The organism is Arthrobacter terrae, assembly GCF_015708085.1.
Lineage (GTDB): Bacteria > Actinomycetota > Actinomycetes > Actinomycetales > Micrococcaceae > Arthrobacter_M > Arthrobacter_M terrae.
In genome coordinates this window covers 1-12,364 of sequence record NZ_JADNYM010000008.1, presented here as the reverse complement: position 1 = coordinate 12,364, position 12,364 = coordinate 1, and the positions used below count along the sequence as shown (strand labels likewise).

The 12,364-nt window shown below is 60.4% G+C and carries 10 protein-coding genes and 1 tRNA gene; 2 read left to right on the top strand and 9 right to left on the bottom strand.

Going from position 1 to position 12,364, the window contains the following annotated elements:
• Nucleotides 1-141 precede the first annotated feature (141 nt).
• Complete coding sequence (tsf, locus tag IV500_RS07440; RefSeq protein ID WP_196396176.1) at nt 142-978, bottom strand: translation elongation factor Ts; 837 nt, start codon at nt 976-978, stop codon at nt 142-144.
• A 188-nt stretch (nt 979-1,166) separates the two neighbouring features.
• A complete protein-coding gene (gene rpsB / locus IV500_RS07435) occupies nt 1,167-2,150 on the bottom strand; it encodes a 30S ribosomal protein S2 (RefSeq protein WP_196396175.1) in 984 nt (327 codons plus the stop codon).
• Nucleotides 2,151-2,518: 368 nt separating this feature from the next.
• On the opposite strand from rpsB, the gene IV500_RS07430 reads away from it, so the two are divergent.
• Entirely contained in the window at nt 2,519-3,238 is a 720-nt protein-coding gene (locus tag IV500_RS07430) for a M23 family metallopeptidase (protein WP_312875855.1), read from the top strand.
• Here the strand turns inward: IV500_RS07430 and IV500_RS07425 are convergent.
• The 7 genes from IV500_RS07425 to IV500_RS07395 all read right to left on the bottom strand — a co-directional run bounded on the left by IV500_RS07425 (nt 3,235) and on the right by IV500_RS07395 (nt 10,714).
• Nucleotides 3,235-4,422 (bottom strand): acyl-CoA dehydrogenase family protein, encoded by a 1,188-nt coding sequence (locus IV500_RS07425; protein ID WP_196396174.1) that lies wholly within the window; start codon nt 4,420-4,422, stop codon nt 3,235-3,237. The two genes, IV500_RS07430 and IV500_RS07425, sit on opposite strands and share 4 nt — an antisense overlap.
• Before the next feature lie 662 nt (nt 4,423-5,084).
• Nucleotides 5,085-5,158 (bottom strand) — tRNA-Ile (locus IV500_RS07420).
• 83 nt (nt 5,159-5,241) lie between these two features.
• The gene (locus IV500_RS07415) at nt 5,242-6,417 is read right to left on the bottom strand and encodes a glycosyltransferase (RefSeq protein WP_230854665.1); all 1,176 of its coding nucleotides are present in this window, start codon (nt 6,415-6,417) and stop codon (nt 5,242-5,244) included.
• A gap of 281 nt (nt 6,418-6,698) precedes the next feature.
• The gene (locus tag IV500_RS07410; protein ID WP_196396173.1) at nt 6,699-7,622 is read right to left on the bottom strand and encodes a DMT family transporter; all 924 of its coding nucleotides are present in this window, start codon (nt 7,620-7,622) and stop codon (nt 6,699-6,701) included.
• Complete coding sequence (locus IV500_RS07405) at nt 7,619-8,257, bottom strand: CDP-alcohol phosphatidyltransferase family protein (RefSeq protein WP_196396172.1); 639 nt, start codon at nt 8,255-8,257, stop codon at nt 7,619-7,621. Before IV500_RS07405 ends, IV500_RS07410 begins: the two co-directional genes overlap by 4 nt.
• 33 nt (nt 8,258-8,290) lie before the next feature.
• Nucleotides 8,291-9,142 carry a phage holin family protein gene (locus IV500_RS07400; protein WP_230854645.1) on the bottom strand — a complete coding sequence of 284 codons (852 nt, stop codon included), beginning with the start codon at nt 9,140-9,142 and terminating at the stop codon, nt 8,291-8,293.
• A gap of 153 nt (nt 9,143-9,295) precedes the next feature.
• On the bottom strand, nt 9,296-10,714 hold the full coding sequence (locus IV500_RS07395; protein WP_196396171.1) for a sugar porter family MFS transporter: 1,419 nt from the start codon (nt 10,712-10,714) through the stop codon (nt 9,296-9,298).
• 144 nt (nt 10,715-10,858) lie between these two features.
• Here IV500_RS07395 and IV500_RS07390 point away from each other — a divergent pair, with 144 nt between their 5' ends.
• Nucleotides 10,859-12,079: a multidrug effflux MFS transporter gene (locus tag IV500_RS07390; RefSeq protein ID WP_196396170.1), complete on the top strand. Its 1,221-nt coding sequence runs from the start codon at nt 10,859-10,861 to the stop codon at nt 12,077-12,079.
• Nucleotides 12,080-12,364 lie beyond the last annotated feature (285 nt).

The following is a 12,364-nucleotide window of genomic DNA, read 5'->3' as shown; positions in this document are numbered from 1 at the left end:
TTATGCCTTGCTGACTTGCGTCCCGAAGTCCGGTCTGATCCGATGGGCTCCTAAGATATTAGCGGTCCTCATGCGAAAGGGGCGGCCACCGCAGTGACCGCCCCCTTCGCATTACCAGCTTCGCGCTACCAGTTTCGTGGGCTACGCACCAACACGGAACCGGGCGAAGGCAGTAGCCTTCACGGAAGCCTCGGTGAGAACCTGGGCAACGCTCTTCTTCGCATCCTTGGCAAACGACTGATCAACCAGAACGCTCTCCTTGAAGAAGCCCGTCAGGCGTCCCTCAACAATCTTGCTCATGGCGGCCTCCGGCTTGCCCTCGGCCCGTGCGGTCTCGTCCGCAATGCGACGCTCGCTCTCGACCAGTTCTGCCGGAACTTCGTCGCGGGTAAGGTAAGTCGGCGAGTAGGCAGCGATGTGCACGGCGATGTCGTGCGCGGCTTCCGTGGCGGCATCCCCTTCGCCATCCACTGCGAACAGCACGCCAACCTGGGCTGGAAGGTCCTTGGAGGTCTTATGCAGGTACGCATCCACGGTCTTGCCTTCAATGCGGGCCATGCGGCGGACGGCAACCTTTTCGCCCAGCAACGCTCCGGTCTCGATGACGAGTTCGGACAGCGGCTTGCCGTCTACGGTGTGCGCCAGCAGGCTATCGACGTCCGAAGCACCGGAATCAAACGCGGCAGCAAGGACCTTCTTGGAGAAGTCAATGAACGGTCCGGCCTTGGCGACAAAGTCGGTCTCGCAGTTGACCTCCACCATGACGCCCACACCGGCGTTAACAGCAGCGGCCACAAGGCCCTCTGCGGTGGAGCGGCCTTCGCGCTTCGTAGCACCCTTGAGTCCCTTAATACGAATAAGCTCCATGGCCTTTTCCGCGTCACCGTTGGCCTCGTCGAGTGCCTTCTTGACGTCCATCATGCCGGCGCCCGTGCGCTCGCGCAGAGCCTTGATATCAGCGGCGGTGTAATTCGCCATAGTGAACTCCTCTTTCTAATCTTCTCTTGTGCCAATTGCTTAGGGGCCCGCGAGGCGGGCCAAGCTGCGCTGAGCGCAGACGGTACAGCGCTGAGCGCAGACGGTACACCGCTGAGCGCGAACGTTACAGTGCTGAGCGCAGACGGTGCTGCCGGAATACCAAGAGGCATCCCGGCAGCACCAAGGAGTTACTTGTCTTCGGTCTTCTCTTCGGAGACGACGTCAGCAGTTTCCGCTGCCGGAGCTTCCTCGGCCGGAGCTTCCTCGGCCGGAGCGTCGGTGGCCGGAGCGTCGGTGGCCGGAGCCTCCGTGGCCGGAGCATCAGCAGCCACCGGTGAAGCAGCAGCCTCGGTGCCAGCGGGTGTGCCGTCAGCCGGAGCGGCCTTGGCTTCGCCTTCTGGGGTCTCGGTGCCAACCAACAGCTCGCGCTCCCACTCGGCCATCGGCTCCACGGGCGCCTCGGTATTGCCCGATGCCTTATTGTTCCGCGCCATCAGGCCTTCGGCGATCGCATCGGCAACAACGCGGGTCAGCAGATTGACGGAGCGAATCGCGTCGTCGTTACCCGGAATCGGGAAGTCGACCTCGTCCGGATCGCAGTTGGTGTCCAGGATGGCGACAACCGGGATATTCAGCTTCTTGGCCTCGTCAATGGCGAGGTGTTCCTTCTTCGTGTCAACAATCCAGACGACGGACGGAGCCTTCGTCAGATTGCGGATACCGCCCAGATTGGTCTGCAGCTTGGTCAGCTCGCGACGCAGCAGCAGCAGTTCCTTCTTGGTGTGGCCAGAGGAGGCGACGTCGTCGAAGTCAATCTCTTCGAGTTCCTTCATACGCTGGATGCGCTTGGCCACGGTCTGGAAGTTGGTGAGCATACCGCCCAGCCAACGCTGGTTCACGTATGGCTGGCCAACACGGGTGGCCTGGTCGGCGATGGCTTCCTGCGCCTGCTTCTTGGTACCCACGAACAGAACGGTACCGCCGTGAGCCACGGTGGCCTTCACGAACTCGTAGGCGCGGTCGATGTAGGACAGCGACTGCTGCAGATCGATGATGTAAATGCCGTTGCGCTCCGTGAAGATGAAACGCTTCATCTTCGGGTTCCAACGACGGGTCTGGTGTCCAAAGTGGACGCCGCTGTCAAGCAGCTGGCGCATGGTTACGACGGGCATGCCGACGCTCCTTCTATAATTTGACGGTTATTAGCCTCGTACCCCCGCAGACATTTCTGCCGGGGCTTGCTCCTGGCGCCCAGAGTGTCCCTACCCGGGAATCAATTACTGACCCTCGGACCGAAAGAGACACCATCCGCCTGTTTCCATAGCGGTTCGGGCACGCGTAGTCAGCCTGCACAGCAGGCTGCTTTGTCCATCCTACTACAGTGGCGCCCCCGGCTTTCGCTGTCCTGTCCTGCCTGCCTGCCTGCCTCCATCGTCTTGGCATGGCTGCGCGGTCCTCCACAGCCGAGGTCAGCGTCCCGTGATGCACAACCGGGCGATCCGGAGTGCCACGGCACTGCGCTCGGCGGGAAGCTGGATGCATGAATGTACGACGACGCTCTGCCGGACTTCAACGCTCTGCCGGACTTCAACGCTCTGCCGGACTTCAACGCTCTGCCGGACTTCAACGCTCTGCCGGACTTCAACGCTCTGCCGGACTTCAACGCTTGGCGATGGCAGCAGCGTTGCTGCAGCTGGCCCTCCCACTGGGCGGGATCGTACCTTTCAGCCACACGGGCAAATCTGCCGTTTCTGCGGTTTCGACACCAGCAGCGGCATCGGCTGCGGCACCGCGGCCATCGGCGCCACCACAATCAACGGCGCGGTCATCAACACCGTCGAAGGCCGGCTGGCACTGGCCACTCGATCCCCGTCCACGGCTCATCCGGAAGTTCGATCCCCCCGCCAAGCCGTGGCTGGCCGGGCACCGGGGTATTGACCTGGCGGCGGCTCCGGGAACCCCAATCCTGGCACCAGCCAATGGAACAGTGGTCTTTTCCGGCTGGGTGGTCGACCGCACCGTCGTCACCATTGAACACACACCCGGTCTTCGCAGCAGCTTCGAGCCGGTAGACAGCCCGCTTCCAGAGGGAACCACCGTCGTCATCGGTCAGCCCGTCGGCATCCTCGCAGTAAGCAGCCATTGTCCGCCGGCGGGCTGCCTGCACTGGGGTGTACGGCGTGGCCAGGTCTACCTGGATCCACTTCAGTTCATCCTCGACCGGCGGCCCTCAGTCCTGCTCCCGCTCCATCCGCCCTAAACGATCGCGGAAATACCGGTAATGGCCCGGCCTGTCACGAGGGTGTTGATTTCGTGGGTTCCCTCGTAAGAGTAAATCGCTTCGGCATCCGCGAAAATCTTGGCCATCCCGTAGTCCGTGACGATGCCGTTACCGCCAAGAATGCTGCGGCCCAAGGCAACGCTCTCCCGCATACGGGCGGTGGTGAAGGCCTTGGCCAGCGTTGACTGCTCGTCCTTGGCCACACCCGCGTCCTCCAGCTGCGCGAGGCGGATCATCATGCCCATCGAGCTGACCGCATTACCCAGAATCTGAACCAGCTGATCCTGCACCAGCTGGAAGGATGCCAGCGGGCGACCGAACTGCTGGCGCTCAACCGCATACCTGCGGGCAACGTCGAAGGCAGCGAGCTGCTGTCCGACGGCCTGCCATGCCACGCCCAGCCGAGTCACCTTCAGCACCTTGTTAGTGTCGCGAAAGCTGTTCGCCCCGGCCAGTTTGAAGTCATCCGAAACCACCACATTGGTCAGGGTAATATCGGCATTCTGTACAGTCCGCAGGGAGATCTTATTTTCGATCTTGCTTGCTGCGTAACCTTCGGTCTTCGTGTCCACAAGGAACCCCTTGACTTGGTTATCGGCCACGTCACGGGCAAAAATGACCACCCAGTCAGAGAAGGTCGCATTACCGATCCACCGCTTCGCACCGTTCAGGATCCAGCTGTCACCCTCACGCTGGGCAGTGGTCCTGGTCCCACCGGCAACATCCGAGCCGCCCAACGGTTCGGTCAGTCCGAACGCCCCGATTTTCTTCAGCGAGTAGATGTCCGGCAGCCACGCCGCCTTCTGCTCTTCCGATGCGAGTTCCTCAATGGAACCGGTGAAGAGCCCGTCATGGACTCCCATAAACGTGGCAATCGAGGCATCAGCACGCGTGAACTCGGCGTGCACCATGCCGGCAAAAACATTCGAATAGCCCTGCCGGCGGACGGGACTCACCATGTCCAGTTCGGCAAGCTTGGGAATAATGTCCATTGGGAACTCGGCACGGTTCCAGCAGTCCACGGCAATCGGACGGACTTCCTTGGTCAGAAAGTCCCGGACCTCCTGCAGGCGCTCCCGCTCCGCGCCAGTGAGGAGATCCTCAAATGAATAGAAATCCCCATCGGCGTAAGGGAGATTATTGAGGTCAATGGCCTTAGGCATCGGCGTTCCTTCGCTCGTGATCAATTGTGATCCGGGATTACTTCGCGGATCAACGGTTCGGAGCTTGTTACTCATCAGTAACATACCGCAGATAGGCCGCGGCAGCAAAGTCTTCCCCGGTGCGTTCGGACCAGAGACTTCATCTCGTCCAGAGCGGCAACCGCATACACCTTGGGGAGAACTGCTCTGACGCACTGCTTACATGGGCCTGAATGGTCTGTTCAGCAAGCCTGCCGGACGCACCACTGCTGTCGATAGGAGAAATTTATGAAGAGTTTTTCTGACCTGAGTTTCACCAGGCATATCCCACCGAACGGCGCGAAAATCGTTTAATTTAATTTGGGAGGATGATCGCCCTGCTCATTCTCGGGCTTGTCATGGGGCTGCTTCACCCAGCCTTCATGCGAATCAGCTTGGAATCCCTTTTGGTCAGCATCAAGGCTTGGCAGAAGACTGCTGCGTAGCTGCGACTGGCCACTGGATCGCTGCACCGGAGGCCAACACCAACTCATTGTCTTACGGCCAGCGGTCTGCACAGCCATAGTCTGGCTTCCCGGCCTCTCCACCTGGACTCCAGGGTACCTGGGACCGCATATCAAACACAGTGAAAAGCGCCGGAAGACCCGGCCCCCAATGGGACCGGGTCTTCCGGGCGTTTTCAGTAGGGCTACTCGGACTTGAACCGAGGACCTAAGGATTATGAGTCCCGCGCTCTAACCAGCTGAGCTATAGCCCCATGCCCGTCACGTCAATGACTGACTTAGCCATCCTAATAGTCCGCCGGCATGATCAGCACATTTGCCGCGCCTAACCGCGCTTCTAGGCCTGATCGGCATAGTCGTTATACGAGCCGCCGCGATACAGGTCCTCGAAGGTGTCCAGCGTCTGCGCGATGCTGTGTTTTTCGACCATCGCGTGGCTGGCCTCCCCCATGGCTGCCCGTTCCTGCGGTGGAAGCTGCAGAATCGTCGTTATCTTGCGCGCCAGATCGTTGCTGTCTCCGGGTGTGAATAGGTAGCCGTTTACACCTTGGTCCACCAGGTGCGGAAGCGCCATGGCATCGGCCAACACCACAGGGGTCGAAGCGCTCATGGCTTCCAGTGTTACCAATGACTGCAGCTCGGCGGTTCCCGGCATGCAAAAGAGATCCGCCTGGATGTAGGCCTTGCGCAGGTCCTCATCACTAGCCAGTCCGAAAAACTTCACCCGGTCCTTCAGACCCAGACGTTCGGCCTGCGTTCGGAGGGCAGCTTTCACCTCACCACCACCCACGATTTCCAGCCGGACGTTGAGCTCGGACGGTGTCTTGGCCACCGCATCGATCAGGACATCGACGTGCTTCTCTTCCGCCAGCCGACCGGCGAAGAGAACGGTCGGGTACCGATGGCGCTCAATCACTTCTCCCGGTTGTAGCTCATAAGCGGCGGAGTCTATGCCGTTGGACAGCGGCAGCACCCGGGGCAGGAGTGCACGCTCCGCCATGGCCTTGGCAGCCAATGGTGTGGGGGTAGTAACAACGTCGGCTCGGCCCATTACCTTGCCCATGTCCCGCCAGGAAACACGGGCGATGATGTCTTTGAGCCACTGCGGGAATGGCAGGAAGGGATTCAGGTTCGCCGGCATGAAGTGATTGGTGGCTATGATCCGGATGCCGCGGCGCTGGGCTTCGTAGACGACCTGCTCACCAATCATGTAATGACTCTGGACATGGACGACGTCGGGCTTGATCCGATCGAACAGCAGCGCGATGTCCTTTTTGATTTCCCACGGAAGACAAACCCTAAAATATTCGTGAGTCGGCACCGAATGCGCACGAAGCCGGTGTATTTGTCCTTCATCACGGACTTCGGTAAAGCTCTTGCCCTTGTCGGCGCGGCAGGCGAGCACATGGACGTCGTTCCCGCGGCCGGTCAATCCTTTGGCCAGTCGGTAGCAGAACATCGCTGCACCATTGATCTGCGGAGCATAAGTGTCCGCAGCAATCAATATTGTCAGCGGCTTCGTCTGAGCCCGGGCCGCCGCACTGGCCCGCGCAACGGGTCGGGTCGTAGGCTGAGCGCTGGCCTGCGGCTTCTGCTGCGGCTCGGTGCTTTGTGCGGATGTCACTGAAATTACTCCTGGTGGCTTCTCACTGGACCGGTTCCTGGCGGACCGGCGCACTTCGGGCTTCCGGCGCCGTCGTGCTTTTGCGTTACTGCGGTGCTCCTGCGGTACTGCGGTGCTTCTGCGGTACTGTCGTGCTCCTCGGTCCTGTCCTGCTGCTGCAACTTTCGCAGCTACCGCTTCACGGTTTTCCGCGAGCCCTTCCTGCGGTCACTTCGGGCTTCGTCCCGTTTTTTGACCACATCCGGATGGTGCCTGGACAGCGCGACGACTCCCACGATAGCAAGCAAAGCAGCCCCAACCATGCCAATTGCGACCACGGCGGGGACATCCGGACGCAATTCACCCAGGATGCTGATCCCGATGGCAATGCCCACCATAGGATCAATCACGGTCAGCCCGGCAATCACCAGGTCCGGGGGGCCACTGGAATAGGCATTCTGCACGAACCAGGAGCCAAGGCCGGCGGCCGTCGCGATCGCCAGAATGGAGTACCACTGCAGATTCAGTAGAAACAGCCCGTTCGGGTCGAAAAGCTGCTTGGAAATTATTCGGGTCAACACCGCCACGAAGCCGAAGAGTACGCCGGCGCCAAGGATGTAAAAGAAGGCCTTCAACCGGTGTTTAAACAGGACCATGCAGGAGCCGAGAATGCCGACGACGACGGCGAGCAGCAGCACGACCGTCAGTTCCTCCACAACTGTGACATGGGTGTTTTCCCGAACCACATTCACGGCGAGGAGGACGAACACCCCGCTGCCGGTAACGCATAAAGAAATTGACACAACGGTGCCCCGGTTGAGTCTGATGCCTTGGTCCTTGGCATTAACTATGGTGGTGATCACCAGTGCGATGGCGCCGATCGGCTGGATCACCACTAGCGTACCCAGCGTTAGGGCCACCACATTCAGCGCTGTACCGGCGCCCAACAGCAACAGGCCGAGCACCCAACGTGGATTGCGCAGCAGCCGCAGAAATCCGTTTCCGCCCAAAGCCAACCCGCCGGTGTTAGCCTGAACCGCGCTGCCCTGACGTTGTGCGCCGAAGGCCAGAAAGAAAGCTCCCGCCACTGCGCAGGCGATGGCTACCCACATCATGTTGGTCTGCCTTCTGCCGCCGCACCCTTGGGCCTCGGTTCCCGGCGGTGCTTTTCCACGATGGCGCGGAAATAGCTCACGGCCGCAATGAGATGCCCGGCAATGCCAATGATCAGGAAGAACCAGGCGGCAACCTGGAGCGCATTAGGCTCCGATCCCACCGCCTTGGCGAGCAGGAGCAGAGGAGTTCCCAGCAGCAACGCCGCCATCCTGACCTTGCCCAGGACGCTGACGGGCAGGTCGGGGTGCCAACGGAAAAAGACGATGCACAGCACCAGCAGAATCGCATCGGGAATAACGAGCGCGGCCAGCAGCCACCACGGAGCAATCCCGGCAATCACCAGCGTGACCGCCACGGCAGTCAGCGCCAACCGGTCCGCGATCGGGTCCAGCACCCGGCCAAGCCTGGACATCTGGTCAAAACGGCGCGCCACGTACCCGTCCACCCAGTCCGTGCATGCCATGATCGCCAGGACCAGAACCCCAAAGCCGTATTGCTCCCGGGCCAGAACGAGCCACATGAACAACGGGACGCCGAGAAAACGGAGCACCGTGAGTAGATTGGGGACGGTGAAGACCACCTCGTGGTCCGTCAGGGCTGCACCCCTTCGGGCACCCGCACCGATCAGCCTCACGCTGCCCCTCTCTGCACCTCGTGGTCCAGCTTGCTACTTCCGGATCAGCTTTCTCAGGAGGACAACCAGCACGGTGGTCGAAACCATAAAGACACCGGCAGGGAACCAACGTTCCTTGGCCGTTTCAACTGCAGTCGTGCCCGAGAGCTCAGCAAACTTGTGGCGCGTGTCTGCGGCGGCGTCGTCGGCCGTAATTTTGGCGTTTTGCCACAGCACACGCGCGTCCTTACGGATGTCCGCGCGGGCAATGATAGTGGCACGCAGCGCGAGCAAATGTTCACGCCGCGCCGCGGTCCGTGCGCTGAGATCGTGCTCGCTCGGAGCAGGACCGTTCTGAACTGCTTTGGCTTCCTTCTGGGCCTTGGCACGCTTGGCCTTCGCCACCTTCTCCGCCTTCTTGGCTTTCGCTTCCGCATTGCTTATCGGCTTGGCGACCATCGTCGATACGTTAAACTTGCCGCCCTCCTTGGCAATGGCGACGTCGTAGCGCATGCCGGTCAAAGCCTGCTCCGGTTTGAGCGGTAGAGCCTTCTTAAGCCTGAGGTACCCAACCAATCCAGCAATCAGCAGCAACACTAAGAACAGTGCTGCCACCAATAGAGCGGCCAGCCACGCCGGCATGACCGTTGCGAGCCCCATGATGCCGGCCACTATCAAGGCAACCACCAGGAGGGCCAGAAAGACCAGCGCGACCGCGAAAATTGCCGACGCGATGCCCAGGGCCATGCCCTTGCGTTTAAGCTCCGCCTTGGCCAGCGCCAATTCATCGTTAAGTTGCTTGGGGACCAGTCGGGACACCAGCTTAAGCGCACCCATCAGGGTGGACCCGGTACCCGCGGAATAAGCTTCCAGGGTACCGGCCTTGGCGTGTCGAGCACTACTCATCGGAACCGCCTCCATCGTTGGAACCTGCAGACGTGCTGGCCGCACGTGCACGTAGCACCGATCGTTCCGGCGCCTTACTTCTCAAAATTACCATCGAGCCATGCGGTGCCGGTGCCAGCTGGCCCCGGCACCGGTGCAAAGCGCCACGACAACTCATGCCTTGATCAGCTTGCCCTTGTCCTCGAGCTCGCGGCCGCTGACATCGGGCATTGCCGTTTTCACAAACCAGAAGGACAATGCGGCAAACAGCGCAAAGCCGCCGTAGACATAGCCAAGTCCCACCGCCGCGCTGAGAATCGGAAACAACAACGTCACAATGAAATTGAAGATCCAGTTGACCATTGCCGTCAGGCCCAGAGCCATGCTGCGGATGCGGTTTGGGAAAATCTCGCCCAGCACCACCCACATCACCGGCCCCCAAGTGGCCGCGAAGAAAATAACAAAGACATTCGCACCCACCAGGGCTACTGCACCCCACGGCGCCGGCAACGAAATATTATCGCCACTGCCGGATGCCTGCGAAAAGGAAATTGCCGCCGCCAGCAGACCAAGGAACATTCCCACCGAGCCAATCAGTAAAAGCTTGGTGCGCCCCACTTTGTCAACAAAGAAAATGGCCACGAATGTCAAGGCGACATTGATGATCGCGGTAATAACCGACGTCGTAAAGGAGTCCTTTTCACTGAAGCCCACCGACTGCCAAAGAGTGTTCGAGTAATAAAATATGGCGTTAATGCCCACCAGCTGCTGGAGCGCCGCCACGGCCATGCCTACCCAAAGAATGGGCTGCAGGCCCAGCATTGGACCACGCAATTCCCGAAAACTCGACTTATCTTCGCGCTCGAAACTGTCCTGTATATCTTTGATCCGCGCATCAGGGTTACGGCTTCCAATGACGTTGACGATGACCCTTCGCGCCTCGTCGACCCGTCCCACCCGCAGCAGATACTGCGGGGATTCCGGGATTCCCAGTGACAGCCCACCGTAGACGGCGGCCGGGATCACACCCACCAGCAGCATCCAACGCCATGCGGGCAGACCAAGCCAGAACTGGTCCATGGCGCTCCCGGCGGAGTCGGCCAGGAAGGCATCCGAGAGCAACGCCAGAAAAATTCCCGAGGTGATGGCCAGCTGCTGCAACGATCCCAACGCACCGCGCATCCGAGCCGGCGCCACCTCGGCAATGTAGGCCGGAGCAATCACCGATGCGGTACCAATTGCCAAACCGCCGATAAAGCGCCAGATCATCAAGTCCCAAGCGGCGAATGCGAGGCCTGCGCCCAACGAGCTCGCGACGAAGAGAATGGCGGCCAACACCATGACTTTTTTCCGGCCCCATAGGTCAGCCAACTGACCGGCAAACCAGGCGCCGGCCGCGCACCCGAGCAGAGTCACGGCAACGACAAATCCCAATACCGCAGGATCAAGTGAGAACTCCTCACGAATCGCCTCGTTGGCTCCGTTAATGACCGCCGTGTCGAACCCAAATAGGAGTCCCCCGAGTGCCGCTGCAATGGTGACCCCAATAACCTTGCCCCGTTTGGGTGCGGCTGCTCCTTGTTCGGATTCCATCACTTTCTCCTCCACTGACTCAGGCCCTACTATGAGGACTTGGCCGTTCTGCTTTCGAATTGCCAGCAGGTGGCCACTGAACTACCAGCATAGTGACTGGCCACCCCCACGCGATGGCTTCCCATACATCTGAGGATTCTTTTTTTGAGCTCGCATATCCATCCCGGCGACGCATTATCGCATCGGCAGAAATTTGTCTACATCCTGGTCCTCGGCCTGCTCACGGCTCTTGGACCTTTCACAGTTGACCTCTATTTGCCGGCGTTCCCCATCCTGGAACAGGACCTCAACGCCAGCGCCACGTCGATTGCGCTCACGCTAACGGCGACCACCATCGGTTTTGCCGTTGGTCAGCTGGTGGTAGGGCCATTCAGCGACAAATTTGGACGCCGGATGCCGCTGATCCTGGCGACGGCCGTTCATGTGCTGGCCTCGGTGGGAGCCGCGCTGTCCACGGATATCACCATGCTGGGCGTGTTCCGCGTCCTGCAGGGAATCGGCGCTGCCGGCGGTGGCGTCGTAGCGATGGCCATGGTCCGTGATCTATTCAGCGGCTACCCGCTTGTCAGAATGCTCTCCCGGCTGGCTCTGGTGAACGGAATGGCGCCCATCCTGGCGCCGGTCATCGGTTCCCAGCTGCTGGGCATAATGGCATGGCCCGGCATTTTCTGGTTCTTGGCCTCCTACGGACTTATCGTGCTAATGGCGGCGTCCTTCCTGATCGTCGAGACACTGCCCATCGAACAGCGACGACGCTCCGGATCAACCATGCGCCAGCGCTACCGGATCCTCTTCGCGGATAGGATCTTCGTCGGCACGCTGATGGTTGGCGGACTGAATTTCGGCGGTTTATTCACCTACCTCTCCGCCTCTCCCTTCCTCTTTCAGACGATTTACGAATTTTCACCGCAGCAGTACGGTTTGCTCTTCGGAATAAATTCGCTCGGCATCGTGACCGGCGTGCAGACCTCTGCCCGGCTGCTGCGCAGGCTGGGCCCGCAATGGGTGATCGCCGCGGCCAGTATCATCCAGCTGCTGATGGCTGTGTTGATCGTGGTCTTTGATCAGTTCCATCTTGGTCTGTGGGGCGTGATAGTGCCGCTGTGGTTCTACATCATGGCCACCGGCTTTGTCTTCCCGTGCATCCAGGTTCTTGGACTCTCGAACCATGGACATCAAGCAGGAACGGCGGCTTCTCTGCTCGGCGCGGCAACATTTGGCGTGGCCGGCCTCATCTCCCCCGTAGTCGGACTGCTCGGCGTTGGCAGCGCGACCCCCATGGGTGCCGTTATGGCCGGTTGTATTGCCCTGCTGATCGCTTCCCTTTGGTTAGTCGTCAGGCCACGAACAGTTCCTGCCCTGTAGTACCAGGACAAATCAGGACCGGCCAGCCAGCCAACCGCAGTACAAGGACAGTGCCTGCACCGTAGTGTCAGGACGGGTGAGCCTGCGGTGATACCACGACAGCGTCGGCCCGCCGGAGTGGCGGAACGGGCGAGCTCGTCGCTGGGTGGTGTGACGTTGCACGGGTTGGTCTTAGAAGGGTGGGGGTTGGGGGTTTTTGGTGTAGGTCCGGCCGGTGGGTGAGGTGTGGATGAAGGTGCCGGGGCTGGGTTGGGTGACGGTCCAGCCGGTGCCGGGGTTGTCTTT